Source organism: Candidatus Cryosericum odellii (genome assembly GCF_003570935.1).
Classification (GTDB): Bacteria; Caldisericota; Caldisericia; order Cryosericales; family Cryosericaceae; genus Cryosericum; species Cryosericum odellii.
Genome location: NZ_QXIU01000118.1, coordinates 1 through 18152, shown reverse-complemented (window position 1 = coordinate 18152; position 18152 = coordinate 1). Strand labels below are relative to the sequence as shown.

The 18152-nt window shown below is 55.9% G+C and carries 22 protein-coding genes and 1 tRNA gene; 18 read left to right on the top strand and 5 right to left on the bottom strand.

Going from position 1 to position 18152, the window contains the following annotated elements; genetic code table 11:
• The 4 genes from SMC5_RS05020 to SMC5_RS05005 all read right to left on the bottom strand — a co-directional run.
• On the bottom strand, nt 1-851 hold an 851-nt coding region (locus SMC5_RS05020), incomplete at its 3' end, for a thymidine phosphorylase (RefSeq protein ID WP_119119852.1).
• The gene (locus SMC5_RS05015; protein ID WP_119119851.1) at nt 848-1681 is read right to left on the bottom strand and encodes a purine-nucleoside phosphorylase; all 834 of its coding nucleotides are present in this window, start codon (nt 1679-1681) and stop codon (nt 848-850) included. The genes SMC5_RS05015 and SMC5_RS05020, both read right to left, overlap by 4 nt.
• Nucleotides 1681-3318: a DAK2 domain-containing protein gene (locus SMC5_RS05010; protein WP_165846250.1), complete on the bottom strand. Its 1638-nt coding sequence runs from the start codon at nt 3316-3318 to the stop codon at nt 1681-1683. Before SMC5_RS05010 ends, SMC5_RS05015 begins: the two co-directional genes overlap by 1 nt.
• A gap of 20 nt (nt 3319-3338) precedes the next feature.
• Nucleotides 3339-3701: an Asp23/Gls24 family envelope stress response protein gene (locus tag SMC5_RS05005; RefSeq protein ID WP_119119849.1), complete on the bottom strand. Its 363-nt coding sequence runs from the start codon at nt 3699-3701 to the stop codon at nt 3339-3341.
• Between the two features lie 103 nt (nt 3702-3804).
• Between SMC5_RS05005 and rpmB the strand changes: the two genes are divergently transcribed.
• The 3 genes from rpmB (at nt 3805) to SMC5_RS04990 (ending at nt 6072) form a co-directional block, all read left to right on the top strand.
• Nucleotides 3805-3990: a 50S ribosomal protein L28 gene (gene rpmB / locus SMC5_RS05000; protein ID WP_119088999.1), complete on the top strand. Its 186-nt coding sequence runs from the start codon at nt 3805-3807 to the stop codon at nt 3988-3990.
• Nucleotides 3991-4006: 16 nt separating this feature from the next.
• Nucleotides 4007-5035 carry an S-methyl-5-thioribose-1-phosphate isomerase gene (gene mtnA / locus SMC5_RS04995; protein WP_119119848.1) on the top strand — a complete coding sequence of 343 codons (1029 nt, stop codon included), beginning with the start codon at nt 4007-4009 and terminating at the stop codon, nt 5033-5035.
• A 221-nt stretch (nt 5036-5256) separates the two neighbouring features.
• On the top strand, nt 5257-6072 hold the full coding sequence (locus SMC5_RS04990) for an N-glycosylase/DNA lyase (RefSeq protein ID WP_119119847.1): 816 nt from the start codon (nt 5257-5259) through the stop codon (nt 6070-6072).
• Here the strand turns inward: SMC5_RS04990 and nth are convergent.
• Nucleotides 6020-6676: an endonuclease III gene (gene nth, locus SMC5_RS04985; protein WP_119119846.1), complete on the bottom strand. Its 657-nt coding sequence runs from the start codon at nt 6674-6676 to the stop codon at nt 6020-6022. The genes SMC5_RS04990 and nth overlap by 53 nt on opposite strands.
• A gap of 199 nt (nt 6677-6875) precedes the next feature.
• Between nth and SMC5_RS04980 the strand changes: the two genes are divergently transcribed.
• From SMC5_RS04980 to SMC5_RS04910, 15 genes are all read left to right on the top strand, one after another.
• Nucleotides 6876-6950, top strand: a tRNA-Val gene (locus SMC5_RS04980).
• 22 nt (nt 6951-6972) lie between these two features.
• The gene (gene thrS, locus SMC5_RS04975) at nt 6973-8898 is read left to right on the top strand and encodes a threonine--tRNA ligase (RefSeq protein ID WP_119119845.1); all 1926 of its coding nucleotides are present in this window, start codon (nt 6973-6975) and stop codon (nt 8896-8898) included.
• A gap of 216 nt (nt 8899-9114) precedes the next feature.
• On the top strand, nt 9115-9630 hold the full coding sequence (gene infC / locus SMC5_RS04970; RefSeq protein ID WP_207799082.1) for a translation initiation factor IF-3: 516 nt from the start codon (nt 9115-9117) through the stop codon (nt 9628-9630).
• Nucleotides 9631-9633: 3 nt separating this feature from the next.
• Nucleotides 9634-9855, top strand: coding sequence for a 50S ribosomal protein L35 (rpmI, locus tag SMC5_RS04965; protein WP_207799080.1), 222 nt, complete (start codon nt 9634-9636; stop codon nt 9853-9855).
• A 12-nt stretch (nt 9856-9867) separates the two neighbouring features.
• Nucleotides 9868-10227 (top strand): 50S ribosomal protein L20, encoded by a 360-nt coding sequence (rplT, locus tag SMC5_RS04960; RefSeq protein ID WP_119085720.1) that lies wholly within the window; start codon nt 9868-9870, stop codon nt 10225-10227.
• A gap of 7 nt (nt 10228-10234) precedes the next feature.
• A complete protein-coding gene (gene dprA, locus SMC5_RS04955; protein WP_119119843.1) occupies nt 10235-11356 on the top strand; it encodes a DNA-processing protein DprA in 1122 nt (373 codons plus the stop codon).
• Nucleotides 11346-12056, top strand: coding sequence for a methylenetetrahydrofolate--tRNA-(uracil(54)-C(5))-methyltransferase (FADH(2)-oxidizing) TrmFO (gene trmFO / locus SMC5_RS04950; protein WP_119119842.1), 711 nt, complete (start codon nt 11346-11348; stop codon nt 12054-12056). Before dprA ends, trmFO begins: the two co-directional genes overlap by 11 nt.
• The gene (locus SMC5_RS04945; RefSeq protein WP_165848981.1) at nt 12022-12669 is read left to right on the top strand and encodes an FAD-dependent oxidoreductase; all 648 of its coding nucleotides are present in this window, start codon (nt 12022-12024) and stop codon (nt 12667-12669) included. Before trmFO ends, SMC5_RS04945 begins: the two co-directional genes overlap by 35 nt.
• The gene (locus tag SMC5_RS04940; protein WP_119119840.1) at nt 12642-13664 is read left to right on the top strand and encodes a 4Fe-4S cluster-binding domain-containing protein; all 1023 of its coding nucleotides are present in this window, start codon (nt 12642-12644) and stop codon (nt 13662-13664) included. Before SMC5_RS04945 ends, SMC5_RS04940 begins: the two co-directional genes overlap by 28 nt.
• Before the next feature lie 127 nt (nt 13665-13791).
• Nucleotides 13792-15183: an aminopeptidase gene (locus SMC5_RS04935; protein WP_119119839.1), complete on the top strand. Its 1392-nt coding sequence runs from the start codon at nt 13792-13794 to the stop codon at nt 15181-15183.
• Nucleotides 15184-15323: 140 nt separating this feature from the next.
• Nucleotides 15324-15773, top strand: coding sequence for a 30S ribosomal protein S6 (gene rpsF, locus SMC5_RS04930; protein ID WP_126854948.1), 450 nt, complete (start codon nt 15324-15326; stop codon nt 15771-15773).
• Nucleotides 15774-15775: 2 nt separating this feature from the next.
• Nucleotides 15776-16249 carry a single-stranded DNA-binding protein gene (locus SMC5_RS04925; protein WP_119119837.1) on the top strand — a complete coding sequence of 158 codons (474 nt, stop codon included), beginning with the start codon at nt 15776-15778 and terminating at the stop codon, nt 16247-16249.
• A 19-nt stretch (nt 16250-16268) separates the two neighbouring features.
• Nucleotides 16269-16538 (top strand): 30S ribosomal protein S18, encoded by a 270-nt coding sequence (gene rpsR, locus SMC5_RS04920; protein WP_119085711.1) that lies wholly within the window; start codon nt 16269-16271, stop codon nt 16536-16538.
• Nucleotides 16539-16551: 13 nt separating this feature from the next.
• Entirely contained in the window at nt 16552-17007 is a 456-nt protein-coding gene (gene rplI, locus SMC5_RS04915) for a 50S ribosomal protein L9 (RefSeq protein WP_119119836.1), read from the top strand.
• Between the two features lie 2 nt (nt 17008-17009).
• Nucleotides 17010-18152, top strand: a 1143-nt coding sequence (locus tag SMC5_RS04910; RefSeq protein ID WP_133299165.1) for a replicative DNA helicase, incomplete at its 3' end; no start/stop codon positions are given.

The following is an 18152-nucleotide window of genomic DNA, read 5'->3' as shown; positions in this document are numbered from 1 at the left end:
TGCATGAGGATCTCGTCGCAGAGCGTCAATATGACATCGACAAGTTTGGCCGGGCCATGCCCCTTGAGAACCTGGACGGCCTCGACGATCTCGAGGGCATTGCCTACGGCGTTGCCCAGCGGCTCATTCATGTCCGTCACATAGGCAACTGTCGTCTTGCCATTGTCCTCTCCTATGCCAACCATGGTCTTCGCCAGTTCGATGGCCTCCGACTCGCTTGACATGAAAGCTCCAGATCCCCACTTCACGTCCAGGACGATCACGTCGGCACCGGATGCAAGTTTCTTGCCCATGATGCTGGATGCGATAAGAGGCACAGAGTCAACCGTTGCCGTCACGTCGCGGAGGGCATAGAGTTTCTTGTCGGCTACAGCTACATCGCCGGTCTGAGCCATGATGGCTCCACCAAGACGGTTGACGATCTCCATGAACGCCAGTGACGTCAGGTTCACGTCGAAACCCGGAATCGACTCGAGCTTGTCGATTGTTCCACCAGAGTGCCCGAGGCCCCTTCCTGACATTTTGGGCATCACGGCACCACAGCTTGCGGCAATGGCGATGAGGGGGATAGACACTGTGTCGGCAACACCCCCCGATGAGTGCTTGTCACACTTCACTCCCTTCAGCGAAGAGAGGTCGATAACGTCTCCACTTGTACTGATGCAATGCGTGAGCCAGGAGGTCTCATGAGCGTTCATCCCTTTGAAATAGATGGCCATGAGCATTGCCGACGTCTGGTAGTCCGGAATGGAGCCACCCACAAGACCATCAATCCACCACGAGATCTCTTCTTCCGAGAGTTCGCCGCCGGATTTCTTCTGCTCGATAAGTTCCGCGAAGTTCCTGTTCACCACTCGGTCCCCTCAATGACACCGGCCAGCAACTCTGCCAGGTGTTCATCGGCACGGTGCGCCGTGGCGAGCACCTGGTCATGGCTCAGCTCGGTGACCGTATCGGTCGCAAGGTCCGTAATGACCGAGACACCGCCAACGCGCATGCCAGCCTGGTTTGCCACAATAACCTCGGGAATCGTGGACATGCCGACCGCATCAGCTCCTAGAATCCGCAGCATTCTAATCTCTGCACGGGTCTCAAACTGAGGGCCAGACAGTGCTGCATAAACGCCGGACGCAATCGGCAACGAACGATGTTCGCCCACTGATTTGAGCGCTCGCGTGACCGTGGGGTCATACGCACTGTACATGTTCACGAATTTGGAGCCGAACACCTCGTCGGAAAGACCTCGAAGTGGGCTGTCTGCGGTAAGCAGGTTGAGATGGTCTTCGATGACCATGAGGTCCCCTAGTCGCAGACGATCCGCAATGCCGCCCGCCGCATTCGTGAAGAGGGCGGTACGAACACCCAGGGCTTGGGCAACTCGGACAGGGATGGTCACCGTGGCAGCGTCATAACCCTCGTAGTAATGAAAGCGACCCGCAAAGCACAAGACTCTGTGTCCACCGATGCTCCCCGCAACAAGCTCGCTGGCATGCCCCTTGACTGTCGACACAGGGAACCCCGGAATCTCGACGTAGGGAACGACCGTCCGTGCATCCATCCGGTCCACGAAGCTCGACAGACCAGATCCGAGAACAACAGTAACCTCGTACGACTGTCCGATACGTCGTGTCAGGCTGTCGACGGCGATCGTCACCTGTTGTCTCAACTGAGCGCTGTCCATTACTCGACCGACCCCACGACACCGTAGAAGGCCTGCCCTCCGTAGTAAGGCTGGATCTCAAGATCAGGGAATTGTCGGGTCAACGTCGCAACGAGCGCATCGAATGACGCTTCAGCAAAGTCGGCTCCCCGGTAAACCGATACCAGAGACTTGTCATTCCAAGTGATGGGGGACTCGCTGAGGTGCGCCAGCGCTCCCTCGACCGATTGTCCCAGTCCCACAAGCTTGTCATCCACGAGCAACATATAGTCGCCCTCATGGACAAGCATTCCAGAGACTGTGGCATTCTTGGTTGCACATGTGACCGCAAAAAAATCTGTCGATTCGATGGCCTGGTTTGCGACTGTCAGACAGTCGTCATCGGGACCACAGGAAGCCAGCTGAACCAGCGCACTGATAGCCTGCACCGGGTGACGAGCGTTCAATACGTGCACGTCCTTGTCGATGAGGTCGGCGGCCTGTTGTGCGGCCATGATGATATTCTTGTTGTTCGGGAAGACCAGGAAAGATTTGGCGTTGCACGCGTTGATAGGATCAACGAAAGCCTCAGTCGGTGGATTCATCGTGTCTCCGCCGCTCACGATGATCTGTGCTCCAAGTTTGCGGAAGATCTCGTCAAATCCTGGTCCCGGTGACACGACCACGTATGCACGCTGTACGTCCTCGTCACCGCAACCATCCGTCGAAGCGAGTGGCTTTGAGGAAGAATCCGCCCCGGATGCCGGGCCGCTGGCATACTCGTTTGCCTGGTATTGCATATCCTCGATGCGTCCCTCCCGTATCGGGGCAAACTTCATGAGGTACTGGATAGTGTCGTATGGTTCGTTGGTGTGGACATGGATCTTGGTAAGGCCGCCCGCCGACGCCATGACGAGGCTGTCGCCACGTTCAGTCAGTTTCGCACGGATTTGGGATTCCGGCAGTGTGTCGGAAGCTACCAGGATCACAGTGTCATAACGATACGTCAGGTCCTGCGGGCCGACATGTTCCTCGATCTCATCCTCGAGTGTCAGTTTCCCGGAGGCAACCGTCTCACCCCGGAGGCTCATCAACATACCTTCCAGGAGTGTCACAAGACCCTCAGCACCGGCATCCACCACATGGGCTTCTGCCAGTGCGGGAAGCTGCCCAGTTGTCTCCATGACCGCTTGTCGTCCTGTCCTGATGACCTCGGCCAGATAATCCGTGTAATCTTCCTGATGTAACCCGGCCGCACTCTCGGCCATGCGTCTGACGACGGTCAGGATTGTTCCTTCTACTGGCGTGACCACCGCCTTGTATGCTACCTCGGTCGCTTTGGTGAGCATCTGTGTGAAATCTGTTGTTGTCAGTACCGGCTTACTGTCTGCTGCTGTAGCCATGCCGCGGATGATCTGTGACAAGATGACGCCTGAGTTTCCGCGCGCCCCAATGAGGGATCCGGCGGACAATGTCGAAACCAACTCTTTCATGGACTTGGGTTGGCTCTTCTGTACTTCCTCCAGAGCAGTCCGGAGAGTGAGGGACATGTTCGTGCCAGTGTCTCCGTCAGGCACGGGAAAAACGTTCAGGCTGTTGATAAAGGCTTTGCGGGATTCGAGGCTGGCGAGAGCAGCCGTGAACAGCGCCTCAAGCTCACTGTAACCGATTTCTTTCAAGATATCCTCCGGAAGTGTTGCTATTCGTTTTCGTTTTCGACGCGAATGGACCAGACCACGACATTCAGCTCGACTCTCTCCTGCGCGATCCCCGTCATGCTGCAGAAGACATAACGAACCTGTGATGCAATGGTGCGGGCGACTTCGGAAACGCGAAGACCATACTGGAGCCGCACATGGACGGTCACTTCGATTGTGCCATCCTTTCTGATCCGAGCATCGACGCCCTTCGGTGTCGACAGAAGCGCAAAAGCGCCGGTGAAGCGTTCGGCGAATGTGACGGGAGCCAACCCTGTTACGCCGTAAACATTCAGGGTGGCCAGCCGGAGGATTTCCTCCATTGCATTCCTGCTGAGAACGACTTTACCTTTTGTATCAGTCATATCCACTCTCCAGGCAAAATGTGGTATTCGATTATACCACCAAACTTGAATTCGTTGGTCTTTGACATAGAATTAGTCTACTTTTTCATGGAGGTCCATCGAAATGAGCAGAGTATGCACTATTTGTGGCAAGGGTCCAATGGTAGGCAACACGGTCAGCCATTCCATTCAGCGTAGTTCTCGTCGTTTCCTGCCGAATCTTCACACGGTACAGGTAGAGATGAACGGCAGAGTCCAGCGAATTCGTGTGTGTGGCAAGTGTCTCAAGAAGCTGAAGGCCACAGCCTGATTCGACGCTTCGACGAATGAGTGAAGAACTTCGGAGCCTGTTATGGACAGGCTCTAGTTTGCGTGTACTCGACCAGCTCAGACTCCCCTTCGAGACTGAGTGGATTGAGTGTACGTCTTACAGGGATGTCTATTTGGTCATCAAGAACATGAATACTCGCGGGGCTCCTGCAATTGGTGTCGCCGCTGCGTATGGTATGGCTCTGGCTGCCCGGGAGGCGCGGACGACTCCGCAGCCTGCACAGTTTGTCCTCGACGCCGGTGCCTATCTCAAGAGCGCCCGGCCCACTGCCGTGAACCTTGCCTGGGCCGTCGATCGTTCTCTGGCCGACGGAGCGCCGAGCCTCGGCAAGAACCCACAGGCAGCGGCCGATGAACTGGCTGCGTTCGCGGACAGGCTTGCCCAGGACGACGAGGACCGCAATCTCGCCTTGTCGAAGTATGGTGCCGAACTGTTTCAAGATGGAGATACCGTCATGACCATCTGCAATACCGGCGCTCTTGCGACCTATCGGTATGGCACAGCATTCGGCTCTATCAACGAAGCGTTCAAGCAAGGCAGGAAAATTCAGGTCATTGCTCTCGAGACGCGGCCGTACCTTCAGGGAGCACGACTGACAGCTCTGGAACTCGTGACCGCAGGTATTCCGTTCCATCTTATTACTGACGGAATGGCTGGCTTCATGATGTCGCATGGGATGGTCACCAAGGTCATCGTGGGTGCCGATCGCATCGCCTCGAACGGAGACTTTGCCAACAAGATTGGGACCTACCAGCTGGCTGTTCTGGCCAAGTACCATGGGCTACCGTTCTACACGGCGGCACCGTTGAGTTCCTTCGATTTTTCGATTGCTTCGGGCGCCGAGATCCCCATAGAACAGCGCGACGAGAATGAGGTCCTGTCATTTGCAGGCCAGCGTGTTGCCGCAGAAGGTGCACATGCCTTCAACCCGTCGTTCGATGTGACCCCCAACGAACTGCTTTCAGGTATCGTCACTGAACGTGGTGTTTTCAGGCACCCCTTCGGCAACTGGGAGCGACCCTGATCGGGAGCAATCTTGACACAACCAGGCCACGGACCGCCACCAGAAAAAGTGTCGGGACCGTGGCCTGTTGCATTCTCTCGGACGTGGCTGGTCCCAACATCATGGATGTGATTGTCCGTCCCCCGGCCCCCTACACTCTTGGCTCTACGCTGAGTTGTGGACAGACGTTTCGGTTTCGACGCGCAGGCGACGCCTTTGAAGGCGTTTGCGGAGATCTGGCGATGCGCATTGAGAACAGGGACGAGACACTGCGCATCAGCTTCGTGGCTGATCATGGGGGTGTCGAACGGGTCATCGAGTTCCTGGACTTGGCACATAACATTGATCAGTCAGCAGATGAATCACTGGCCTTTCTCTGCCAACACTTCCGGGGGCGGGCGAGTCTACTGCGTGATGTATTTGTGTATTCTCGAGGAACTCATCTTCTCAGGCAGCCTATCCTCGAGACCACCGTCGGTTATATGCTGTCCGTCCAGTCGACGGTCAACCTGGTAGGCAGACGCCTCGACGCCATAGCGAGACTTTTTCCATCCAATCGGCGGACCATCGCCGACAGCGACCTGTATCTCTTCCCATCCATCAACGAATTGCGCACGCTACCTTCGTCAGCTGTAGAAGGCCTGCGGCTTGGGTACCGCTCCCGCTGGTTCCTTGACCTGCTCGCAGAACTTCCCGACGAAGCAACCCTGCAGAACCTGGGAGCGATGAAATCGAAGGAGCGGCAAAACTACTTCCGGGGATTCGCCGGCATCGGTCCGAAGGTGGCGGCATGTATCGATCTGTTTGCCTATGGAGGAGACGAGGCCTTTCCCATTGATGTCTGGGTTGACCGGGGCCTCCGACATGTTCTCGGGATGACATCAGCAGAGGTTCGCACTGTCAGGGACCACGCACCAGCAGTCCTTGGACCTCACTGCGGATTATTCGGCGAGTACCTGTTTCGCTACGAACGAGACCATGCCGCACAACTGGAAAACCCTCCTGTCAGCGTGGAACCTTTGCCTCAGGTACCCCGTTCTTCGGACAGAGTCGAGTAATAGCGCAAGACTGGCAATCCGGCTTGCGAGCATTGCAGACAGATCGTCCATGAGCGATGAGCGCGTCGCAGAGTGAGTTCCAGTGGCTCTCGGCAACGGCAGCCATAATGTCTTGTTCCACTTTCTCCGGAACAAGGCTCTCGCTCAGTCCGATGCGATAGGTCAGGCGTTTCACATGTGTGTCCACAACAACAGTTTGCTTGCCGAACGCATGCGCAAGGACGACGTTGGCGGTCTTGCGTCCAACGCCAGGGAGTGCCGTGAGAAAATCCATCTCGGGAGTCACCGTGCCCCCCCATTTTTCGGAGAGTTCGAGCGACTCGGCAATGATGGCCCTCGCCTTGTTGTGGTAGAAGCCGGTCGGTTTGACGATCTCTTCGACAGCGAGAATATCAGCGTGACCCAGAGCATATGGATCGGGATAGGCAGCAAACAGACGTGGGGTAACCTTATTGACCATAACGTCTGTGCACTGGGCGCTGAGTATTGTTGCCGTAAGCAGCTGCCATGGGTCGTTGAACTCCAGAGCGGTGCCTCTCTCGGGATAGGTCTCCTCAAGTGTGGCCACGACCTGTCGAACGTGCTTCTGCGCTGTGAATGACATCTCCTTGTCTCCTCACTTGACGTCTGCATACAAGCAACAGTATACTCATATGTTACGGCAGCAAGGTGGCTGTTCTGACCCGCTCGACGTGAGGCCCTGTGGGTCGAAAGCCTTTTGGGTAGCGGTATGCAGGCAGCCCCGACTCATAGGGCTTGCAGGCGAGCGTGTTCTGTGTATACTACAGCAAGTCCGGTTTTGTGGGCGGTTAGTTCAGAGGTAGAACGCTTCGTTGACACCGAAGAGGTCAGAGGTTCGATTCCTCTATCGCCCACCATCTAAGTTTTCAGGGAGCGGACATGGATATCAGAATTGTCTTCGACGACGTATCGTCTCAATACTCCTTCACTGATGGCGAGTCTATCCTCATGGCTGTTCAGAAGCTCTTTCCCCAGCAAAAGCGTTCCATCGTTGCTGCCAGGGTTGGGGGTTTGCTCGTAGACTTGACGACGATCCCATCCACGACCGACGACATCCAGCTTGTGAGCACGGCCACGAGCGATGGGCTCGAAATCCTTCGCCACAGTACGTCACATATCATGGCCGAGGCCATCAAGGAGCTCTATCCGGATGCCAAGCTTGCCATCGGACCGTCTATCGACACTGGTTTTTACTACGACATCGACATGTCGAAAACGCTGTCCTCCGATGATCTCGCTGCAATCGAACAGAAGATGCGCGAGATTACCGAGCGCAGTGAGCATTTCACGCGGCAAGACAAGCCGATAGCCGAAGCGATCGAGTTCTTCAAGGAACGCGGCGACCAGTACAAGGTCGAGATCCTTTCGGAGATACCGGCTACGACCGTCTCGCTCTACACACAGGGAGCGTTCACGGATCTTTGCCGTGGACCGCATATTCCTTCCACCAGCTACCTCAAACACTTCAAGCTTCTCTCCATCGCAGGTGCGTACTGGCGAGGGGACGAGAAGAACAAGATGCTTCAGCGCATCTATGGCACGGCTTTCCCGTCAAAGGAAGAATTGGTCAATTTTGTAACGGCCCGGGAAGAGGCCGCCAAGCGCGACCATCGCAAGCTGGGGCAGCAGCTGGACCTCTTCAGCATACAGGAGCAAGCCGGCGCGGGACTGGTTTTCTGGCATCCCAAGGGAGCCATTGTTCGCAAGGAGATCGAGGATTTCTGGCATGCTGAGCATATCAAGCGTGGATATGAATTTGTCTACACCCCCCACATAGCGAATCTTGAACTCTGGAAGACCTCTGGCCACTGGGGCTTCTACCAGCAGAACATGTACTCACCGATCCAGGTCGATGAGGACCAGTACATGCTCAAACCGATGAACTGCCCCTTCCATATTCTCATCTATAAGTCGCAGGTTCGCAGTTATCGCGACCTTCCGCTTCGTTGGGCTGAACTGGGCACCGTGTATCGCTACGAGAAGTCGGGAGTCCTTCATGGCCTTCTGCGCGTGCGCGGGTTCACTCAGGACGATGCTCACCTCTTCGTCCGTCCGGACCAGCTTGACGCTGAGGTCAAGGGAGTACTCGACTTCACTCGTCACATGATCGAGACGTTCGGGTTTACGAAGTACAACATCTATCTCAGCACCCGCCCGGAGCACTCTGTCGGAACGGACGAAGGCTGGCAGATGGCGACCGAGGCTCTGAGGGTGGCTCTTGAGGAAATGCATCTCGACTACAAGGTCGACCCAGGTGAAGGTGTCTTCTATGGGCCAAAGATCGATATTAAGCTTGTGGACGCCATTGGCCGTGAGTGGCAGGGGCCGACACTTCAGGTCGACTTCAATCTACCAGAGCGTTTCGACGTCACCTACATCGCCGAAGATGGCAAGGAACATCGACCGATCATGCTGCACCGCGTCGTGCTGGGTTCCATGGAACGGTTCTTCGGTACTCTCATCGAGCAGTATGCTGGAGCATTTCCGCTCTGGCTTGCTCCCGTGCAGGTCGAGGTGGTCCCCATCACGGATGTGCAGGAGGAGTATGCCAGGGCAATCACCGCCAGGCTGCTTGATCGTGGCATCCGGGCCAAGATGGATCTCCGCCGAGAGAAGATGCAGGCGAAGATCCGCGATGCCGAGATGCAGAAGGTCCCGTATATTGCCGTCATAGGCGCCAAGGAAGCAGCAGTGGACTCGGTAGCCGTGCGCATGCGGCATGAAGGCGATCAAGGTGTGGTGGCCGTCGACCAGTTCATCGAGCGTGTGCTCGGGGAGATCAAGAGCAAGGTCATCTTCCCCTAGTTGCTTTGCACGGAAACGTTGCTATACTCGTGGAGGCTCGAAAGAGTAGAGCCACTGTAAAACGAAGCCGGTAAGGCTTCTACCTCCAGCTTTAAGCAAAGAGGTTCTTGAGTTCGCCAATGTGCTACTATATGGCGGCCGTTTTACAGCGGCCGCCATTTTTCTTTTTGGAGGTGTGGAATCAATAGGGATTCAGATCTGATTTACAACGAGAGAGTGCGCTGGAAAGAAGTCCGTGTTATTGATGAGAACAATGGTCAGCTGGGCTTATTGACGTCCGAAGCGGCTCTTGAACTTGCGTACTCGAAGGGGCTCGACCTGATCGTCGTGGCGCCCAACGCCACTCCACCCGTTTGCAAGATCATGGACCTGGGAAAGTACCAGTACGAGCAGATGAAGCGGCAGAAGGAAGCCAAGAAGAAACAGGTCACAGTCGAGATGAAAGAGATGAAATACCGGCTGCGCATCGACGTTGGCGATCTGACCGTAAAGAATCAGCACCTCAAGGAATTCCTGTCCGACGGAAACCGTGTTCGCGTAACGATCATGTTTCGCGGTCGTGAGATGGCTTTCCCGGACCAGGGGCGTGCGCTGCTCAAGAGGGTCGCTGCTGATCTTGCCGAGTACGGCACAGTCACGCAGGAACCAAAGATGCAGGGACGCAATATGTCAATGATGATGGAACCATCCAAAGAAGTGCTTGCCAAGATGAAAGGACCCGGAAAGGAGTAGGACATGGCTATCAAAAACAAAGTGACCAAGATCAGAACGTGCAGGGGAGCCGCCAAAAGATTCAAGATAACCGGTACCGGCAAGATCATGGCGTATGGCGCCAACCATGGCCACAAGCTTGGTAAGAAGTCCATGGCGAAGAAGAAACAGATGCTGAAGAAGCGTGTTCTTCATGGCGCAGATGCTCGCAACATGAAGAGACTTGTGCCGTATCTCAAGGGTTAATGGAGGCTCACTATGTCGAGAGTTAAAGGTGGAAGCTCGATCCGCAGAAGGCACAAGAAGATACTGAAGCTCAGCAAGGGCTATGTCGGCGCACGCTCTATACGGTACAGGGCTGCACGGGAGGCCGTTCAACAGGCTGAGCGCCATGCTTACTTCAACCGCAAGGAAAAGAAGCGCGAATATAGAGCACTCTGGATTGTGCGTATCAATGCGCTTTGTCGCTCTAATGGCATCACGTACTCCAAGTTCGTGGGAAGCCTGAAGAAGGCCGGCGTAAAACTTGACCGCAAGGTTCTGGCTGACATGGCTGTTCATGACAAGGAAACGTTTGCCACCCTCGTCGCCGAAGCGAAGAAGCAGCTGACTGCCTAGTCCTTTCATGATCTCGCCATTTGGTCGAGCTGCTCTTGCTCTCGACCTCCTGCCTCTTGGCGTCTGCAAGTGGGACCTCGCGGCCCTGCTTGAGACGCCAGGTGAATTGGAGGCCGTGTCACAGGAGAGGCTCGACCAACTGCTTTATGCGTCGCCTTCGGCGCGAGGGAAGCACGTGTCATTGGCTGAATGGAACAGTGTCCTGGAAAAAGCCGACACGGAGATTGCCGAGCTCAACAGCCTCGGGGCTTCTCTTATTACGATGTTCGACGGGCCGGAGACCTATCCGGGTCGCCTCCTCGAATGCTACCGTCCACCGGTCTTCCTTCAGATTCTGGGTGACGCAACAGTTCTGCTCAGGGATTGCATTGCCATCGTGGGCAGCCGCAAACCGACGCCTGAAGGTATCAGAGCAGCTTCCGACTTTGCTGGGCAGCTGGCAGCAGCAGGTCTCGTGGTAGTCAGCGGCCTCGCCTATGGAATTGACAAGGCAGCCCATGTCGGATGTCTTGATGCAGGGGGTCAAACGATTGCAGTCCTGGGATCCAGCATTGACGAGATTTATCCAACCATTCATGTTCCAATCGCGCGGAGCATCGCGCAGAACAACAGAGGAGCCGTCATTTCCGAGTTTCATCTTCATATGCAGCCAACGGTCTATACATTCCCACAGCGCAATCGCGTCATTTCTGGTCTCTCGCTGGGTGTCCTCGTGGTAGAAGCTGCGAAGGAGAGTGGATCTCTGATTACGGCCAACTTTGCTCTTGAACAGAATCGTGAAGTCTTTGCGATCCCAGGTTCTATCTACGCCCCGCAACACGTTGGAACGAACGCGTTGATCAAGTCTGGTGCCAAACTGGTACAGTCTGTACAAGACGTTCTCGATGAACTCCCTGGATTCAAGGCCGCCCCCGAGGAACACCCGTCCGAGGCACTGTCGCAGCAGGAACTGACGATCGCAGGCTGCATTCAGACAGGCTGCACCTCAGTGGATCTGCTGTGCGAGCGCCTGGCTTATACCGCGCCTCAGGTACTCAGTGTCCTGACGAGTCTTGAACTCCGGGGCCTCCTGGTGCGCCTGGGACCCGACAGCTTCGCTATCGTCCAGCCACTGCAGCATGGGCATTGATATACGCGTTGTCGGGGGCGGCCTGGCAGGCAGTGAGGCTGCGCTGACTCTGGCTCGCCTTGGCCTGACGGTGGAGCTATGGGAAATGCGGCCTTTGCACCAGACCGATATCCACGAAACCGACCGATTGGGAGAACTTGTCTGCAGCAATTCCTTTGGCTCTGACGCCTTGCGGGACGCGAGAGGACTTCTCAAAGCCGAACTTCGACTCCTGGGTTCTGCTATCGTGCGGTGTGCTGATGCGAGCCGTCTTCCTGCGGGCAAGGCCTTCGCGGTCGACAAGGACCAGTTCAGCGCCCTGGTGACTCAGAGTATCCAGAGCGATCCCCACATTTCCATTCGCAGAGAGGAATACAGACGACTCGATTCCTCGGTTCCAACCATCCTTGCTACAGGGCCGCTTACCAGTCCGGATTTTCTCCATGAACTCCGGGAGCGCCTTGGGTGCGAGAATCTCTTTTTCTACGATGCCGTCGCTCCATCCGTCTGGGCTCATTCGGTTGATCGCAACTCTTCGTTCTTGAGCTCCCGCGGGGGAGATGCCGCCGACTATCTGAACTGTCCCCTGACAAGGGAGGAGTACTATGCATTTGTGCATACGCTCCAATCTGCCAGACAACACCTCCCCGAGACTCCCGATGAACAGAAGTACTTTGAGGGNNTGTTTGCCCGTCGAGGAAATTGCGCGAAGGGGCGATGACACTCTCAGATTTGGTCCGATGCGCCCCGTCGGTCTCCGGGAGAGACCTGCAGACTGCTTCGCCGTCGTCCAGCTTCGCAAGGAGAACCATGAAGGAACCGTCCTTGGCCTGGTTGGATTTCAGACCTCTCTGGCCATCGCCGAGCAGCAACGAGTGTTTGGCATGATACCGGCCCTTCGCAACGCTGAATACGTGCGGTATGGCCTCATTCACCGGAACGCGTTTCTGCGCGGTCCTTCAGTGCTGTCTGCAGACCTCCAACTGGGAGCGTTTTCACGCGTATGGGCAGCGGGACAATTGTGCGGTGTCGATGGATACATGGAATCGACCTCACTGGGACTCGTTGCGGCACTGAACGCTGCTGCTTCGCTTCGCGGCTTTCCACGACCAGTCTTTTCTGTCCAGACGATGATGGGTCTTCTGGTCGACTACGTTACACAGGACAGAGAGGACTTCCAGCCAACGAACGCGAACTACGGGCTTTTGCCGCTTGAACCCGGCCCCAAACAGAAGGCTATCGACCGTGAAACATTTGCTGCTGTGGCTCTGGAACACATCCGGCAGATTGCCGACCAGGTTGGAGCATGGACTGTACAGAAAACGAGCCTCTAGACTCAGACACAGTCGCCGTGCCGAGGCAGGACGTCGCGACGAGTCCGGAAGTGGTCGCCGAAGCCGACGGGTCGTATCTCCACTTGTCGGATGCGGAGTTCAGAGCCCGGATCCGGATCGCGTATGGCCGCATGGCGACCTGTGATCTTTGTCCTCGACGTTGCGGCGCCCATCGGCTTACTGGAGATACAGGCTACTGCGGCGTCGCTCTCAAGCCCAAGGTCTTTGTGTGGAATCTGCATCGTGGCGAGGAACCTCCCGTCAGTGGGACGCGAGGATCAGGTGCGGTCTTCCTCAGCGGTTGCAACCTGAATTGTTGTTATTGCCAGAACTATCCGCTGAGTCAACTGCACCATGGAACTCAGATGTCGGTTGGACAGCTCGCAAGCGCGCTTGTCGAACTCCAGGCGAAGGGGGCCCACAATATCAACTTTGTCACACCCTCTCATCAGGTTCCCCAGTTGCTCGCAGCAGTATTTGCAGCACGACAAGAGGGGCTGCATATTCCCATTGTCTACAATACGAGCAGCTACGACGAGCCATCGACGCTGGCTCTTCTGGATGGAATCGTGGACATCTACCTGGGCGATCTTCGATATACGGACGAAGCTGTCGCCATGCAACTCTCGGGAGTCGCTGATTACGTTCAGGTCGCTGAGCGTGCGCTTATCGAGATGCATCGCCAAGTTGGAGACATCAGCGTGGACGAGCAGGGCAGATATGTCCCGCGAGGACTCATTGTGCGGTACCTCATTCTCCCGCACCATACCGACATGGCTCGAGAGGTCTTTGGCTTCGTGTCCGGCCGGCTGTCACTTCAGACATACGTGAGTGTCATGACACAGTACTTCCCTGCCTACAAAGCATTTGACCGTGCATTGGGCATCTGGCGGAAACTCACCGATGCGGAGTATGACCGGGTCATGAGAACGTGGTCGCGATCAGGGTTGGCCCATGGATGGGTGCAGGACATGGGCGACAACGGGGGAGCCTGAGCGAACCCAGAACGAGCAAGTCACCGCGCAATATTCTGGGCTCCTCCGTCCCTCTGACTCAGCATGTTGTTTGATTTTGGTACAATTTCAAGGTATCCTAGGTTTTTCACATACTTGGAGGTAAAACATGATGAAGTCCAAAGAAATCGGATTGAACAAGACATCTGCCTGGAGCAGCATCGATCGCAAAGCAACCGATAAGCTGGCTGCAGAGTACATGTCGGTTATGAAGGATGCCAAGACCGAACGCGAGTTCGTCGAGGCAGCGACGGTTATTGCCCAGGCTAGCGGCTATAGGACTGCCGACGCTCTCTCTGGCAAAGCATTGCCCAAAGGTGGGAAACTGATTTTCATCAACCGGGGCAAGAACGCGGTGATCGTGAGGCTGGGCAAGCGTCCTCTCGGCGAGGGCGTCAACATTGTGGCCGCGCACGTCGATGCTCCACGCATCGACGTGAAGCAAAACCCGCTTTTCGAGAGCACCGGGCTGGGCCTCTTCCAGACCCACTACTACGGTGGAATCAAGAAGTACCAGTGGGTGACGATCCCCCTTGCCCTGCATGGTGTGATCTATGACAAGGCAGGGAAGAAACTTCAGTTGCGCATCGGTGAGGAAGAGAGCGATCCCGTCTTCAACATTTCCGACATCCTTCCACATCTTGGGCAGGCTCAGGCAGAGAAGAAGCTGAGCGAAGGTGTTTCGGGCGAAGCGCTCGACGCAATCGTCGGCCACGTACCCGCTGATGACAAGGACGACAAGACGCCTGTTCGTACGAACGTTCTGAAGATGCTTGCCGAGCAGCTCAACGTCGAGGAGCGAGCTTTCGCCGGGTCTGAGCTGGAGCTTGTGCCAGCAATGAAGCCTCGGGAAGTTGGTTTTGACCGAGGGCTCATTCTCGCCTACGGGCACGACGACAGGATCTGCGGCTACACGGCCTTGCGCGGCCTGCTGGACCAGAAAATGGAGCCTGAGCGCACGCAGGTCGTTTTCCTCGCTGACAAGGAAGAGATTGGCAGTGACGGCGACACTGGCATGCAGAGCGAGTTCCTTGAACTGGTCATTGAGCGGCTCATCCTGGAAGCTGGAGAGAAGACCACGGCCAGACAGGTGTTCTGGCACTCTATGGCGCTCAGCGCCGACGTCGGTGCAGGTATGGACCCTAATTATCTGGATGTGTTCGAACCGACAAACGCTGCCACTGTTGGCAACGGCATTGTGATCACGAAGTTCACTGGCTCACGAGGCAAAGCCGGAGCCCATGACGCTTCCGCCGAGACTCTCCACAAAGTACTTGGATTACTGGACGAGGCCAAGGTTCCATGGCAGGTAGCTGAGATGGGCAAAGTGGACGTCGGTGGTGGTGGCACTGTAGCCAAGTTCCTGTCGAAGCGTGGTATCGAAACGCTCGACGCCGGCCCTGCGCTTCTGTCGATGCACGCCCCACAAGAACTGGCGAGCAAGGCAGATCTCTATGCCTGCTATCTGGCCTACAAGACATTCCTGGAGAAGGCCCGCTAGCTCATTTCACTTCAAGGCGATGCAACCGGATGCCCCCGTGAAGGGTTTCTCCGGTTGCATCGCTTCAGCTCCTGCATATACTATTTTCGCTCTCTGCCGTCGTGAAGACGGCCGAAATCTAAGTCCAAAGGGAGGAACTGTTGAGAGAGTTTGAATTAATGTTTATTGTGGACGGGACAATGCCGGAGGAAGAAGCTACGGCTGTCGCCACTACCGTTCAGTCCTTCATCTCATCGAAGGGCACGATTTTGAAGGCAGACCCATGGGGCCGTCGTCGCATGGCATATCCGATCAACAAGAAGCAGGATGGCTATTACTGGGTGGTCGCATTTGAGTGTGAGCCTGGCGAAGTCGACGCCCTCAAACAGCAGCTGAGAGTGAACGAAAATGTCATCCGCTGGATGGTTACGCGACCCGAGCACAAGAAGACTATCGTTCCAGTTGAGACTGTCATCGCTCAGGAAACTACCCCTGAACCCGTTCCAGTAGCTGCCCCAGTACTTGAGCCCGTTCCAGTAGTTGCACCGGTAGTTGAACCCGCTCCAGCAGCTGTTCCAGTATCTGAACCCACGCCTGCACCTGAGGCGTAAGGATGAACGACCTCAATCAGGTTGTCCTCACAGGCAGGATTACCAGGGATCCAGATATCCGCTACACACCCTCGGGCAAGAAAACAGCCCGTGTTTCAATTGCTGTGAACCGGAGCTGGAACGCGTCCAAAGATCCGTCTGTCCGTGACTGGAAGGAAGAAGCCTTCTTCGTTGACATCAACGCATGGACCTTCGTTGCCGACAAGATCGAGAAGTCGGCTGAGAAGGGTCTGCGCGTTCTCGTGACGGGACGTTTGTCCATTCGAGACTATACGGCCAACGACGGAACCAAGAAGCGTGCTACCGAGATCGTGGCTACAACATTTGAGATCATCGGTACTCCTCAGAACCGTCAGAGTTCCGGTGAGCCCGCTGAAGCGCCCGGCGAAGATGACCTTCTGAAGGACTTTGAAGTCCCCGAGGGATCATTGCAGCAGGGTTCCGGCTCTGAAGACCACGACGTGCCATTCAACTGAGATGAAGGAGTAGACTACTATGCCAAACGCACCATTCAAGAAACCAAGCAAGACCGGCAAGAAGAAATCGTTTTACTTTCGCGCGCGTAAGAAGTTTTGTCCATTCTGCGCTGACAGGACTGATGATATCGACTACAAGGATGCTTCACGGCTGCGCCGTTTCGTAAGCGATAAGGGCAAGATCCTCCCTCGCCGTGCGACAGGCGTGTGTGCGAAGCACCAGCGTGCCCTTGCGGGTGCCATCAAGAGAGCTCGCGTCATGGCTCTCCTGCCGTTTGTGAATCGGTAGTTCAACACCAACCATGGACAGGAAGGTAATCCTGCTCGCCGACGTCAAGGGCGTAGGCCACAAGAATGACGTGGTCAGCGTTTCTGTGGGCTATGCTGCCAATTACCTCCTTCCCCAGCGTCTGGCTATCGAGGCAACATCCGAGAGAGTCGCCGCCCTCAGCAAACACAAGACGGCAGTGTCTCAGGAAAAGGATGTTGCGCTTGCGCGGGCCCAGGACTTGGCGGCGAAACTCACAGGCCAGTCGGTTACTGTTCGCGCCAAAGCGACGCCACAGGGGAGACTGTATGGCGCTATCACTCCGGACGAAATCGCTGCGGCCATTGGCAGTCAACTCGGTGTCGCAGTGGAGAAGAGAACCGTGAGTACCGATGAACCCATCAAGGCACTTGGTGTATATGCGATTGCTTTGAAGCTGAATCCCCAGGTCACTGCCCTCGTCTCCGTCACCGTGGCGGAAATTGTCTGAGGATGGCCGATCGAAGTGATGCACAGATAAACGAAGCCCGCCCACGAGCTGGACAGAACGAATCCAGTTCGACTCCAGCGAACGTCGTTCCACCGTATGATATGGGAGCCGAGCAGTCTCTGCTCGGCTCCTTCATTGTCTCAAATACCACCGTCGACGAAGTCATGGACTATCTCAAGCCTGAGGACTTCTACTTCGATGAACACGTCGCCATCTGTAACTCCATTTTCCGCCTCCGAGCGTCCAACAAGCCTGTCGATGTCATCGTTCTGAGCAACGACATCAAGAGTCATGGCGACCTCGATCGCATTGGCGGTGTGGCATACCTGGCCAAACTCACTGAGCTTGTCCCGACAACCCAGAACGTCAAGTATTACGCTGAGATTATCAAAGAATCATCGATCAAGCGCAGTATTATACGTGCGGGCCGCGACATCTACGAGCTGGGGTTCTCTCCCACCGTTACAGCCATGGAGTTGATCGACCGGACGGAGAAGTTCATCTACGAAGCGTCTCAGGGTATGGTTCGCGGTGACTTTCAGCCACTGGAACGCATCCTCCCGGACACGTTCCGGGTGCTGCAGGAACGGTATGATCACAGAGGTTCTATTCGCGGGATTGCCACTGGTATCAAAAACCTGGATCTTCAGATCGGCGGGTTCCAGCCCCAGGAGCTGGTCGTCCTGGCAGCGCGGCCAAGCATCGGTAAGACGTCGCTTGCATTGAACATTGCTGCGTACAACGCCGTCCGCCTGAAGAAGCCCGTAGGCATCTTCAGCCTGGAGATGTCCCGAGAGCAACTGGCCGAACGTGTCATATCGTCAGAAGCGATGATCGAGGCGGACAAGCTTCGGTCGGGCTATCTGTCGCAGGAGGACTGGCAGGCGCTGACACAGGTCAGCAACAAGCTATCGGAAGCACCCCTGTATATCGACGACGCGGCGGGGCTGACGGCTCTCGAGATACGGGCGAAGGCAAAGCGTCTTGCAGTCACAGCGAAGGTGGAACTCCTCATTGTCGACTACCTCCAGCTTGCTGCCTCTGGTGAGAAGGTCGAAAGCCGCGTCCTTGAAGTGGCGCAGATTACTCGCATGCTCAAGAACCTGGCCCGCGAACTCAATGTGCCGATCATTGTCGTTTCTCAG

What these genes read in the sequence shown, in the direction of transcription:
- SMC5_RS05015 (WP_119119851.1), bottom strand. Translation starts at nt 1,681, where the DNA reads ATGGACAGCGCTCAGTTGAGACAACAGGTGACGATCGCCGTCGACAGC.
- SMC5_RS05005 (WP_119119849.1), bottom strand. Translation starts at nt 3,701, where the DNA reads ATGACTGATACAAAAGGTAAAGTCGTTCTCAGCAGGAATGCAATGGAG.
- rpmB (WP_119088999.1), top strand. Translation starts at nt 3,805, where the DNA reads ATGAGCAGAGTATGCACTATTTGTGGCAAGGGTCCAATGGTAGGCAAC.
- mtnA (WP_119119848.1), top strand. Translation starts at nt 4,007, where the DNA reads ATGAGTGAAGAACTTCGGAGCCTGTTATGGACAGGCTCTAGTTTGCGT.
- SMC5_RS04990 (WP_119119847.1), top strand. Translation starts at nt 5,257, where the DNA reads ATGCGCATTGAGAACAGGGACGAGACACTGCGCATCAGCTTCGTGGCT.
- nth (WP_119119846.1), bottom strand. Translation starts at nt 6,676, where the DNA reads ATGTCATTCACAGCGCAGAAGCACGTTCGACAGGTCGTGGCCACACTT.
- thrS (WP_119119845.1), top strand. Translation starts at nt 6,973, where the DNA reads ATGGATATCAGAATTGTCTTCGACGACGTATCGTCTCAATACTCCTTC.
- rpmI (WP_207799080.1), top strand. Translation starts at nt 9,634, where the DNA reads ATGGCTATCAAAAACAAAGTGACCAAGATCAGAACGTGCAGGGGAGCC.
- rplT (WP_119085720.1), top strand. Translation starts at nt 9,868, where the DNA reads ATGTCGAGAGTTAAAGGTGGAAGCTCGATCCGCAGAAGGCACAAGAAG.
- dprA (WP_119119843.1), top strand. Translation starts at nt 10,235, where the DNA reads ATGATCTCGCCATTTGGTCGAGCTGCTCTTGCTCTCGACCTCCTGCCT.
- SMC5_RS04940 (WP_119119840.1), top strand. Translation starts at nt 12,642, where the DNA reads ATGGACTGTACAGAAAACGAGCCTCTAGACTCAGACACAGTCGCCGTG.
- SMC5_RS04935 (WP_119119839.1), top strand. Translation starts at nt 13,792, where the DNA reads ATGATGAAGTCCAAAGAAATCGGATTGAACAAGACATCTGCCTGGAGC.
- SMC5_RS04925 (WP_119119837.1), top strand. Translation starts at nt 15,776, where the DNA reads ATGAACGACCTCAATCAGGTTGTCCTCACAGGCAGGATTACCAGGGAT.
- rpsR (WP_119085711.1), top strand. Translation starts at nt 16,269, where the DNA reads ATGCCAAACGCACCATTCAAGAAACCAAGCAAGACCGGCAAGAAGAAA.
- rplI (WP_119119836.1), top strand. Translation starts at nt 16,552, where the DNA reads ATGGACAGGAAGGTAATCCTGCTCGCCGACGTCAAGGGCGTAGGCCAC.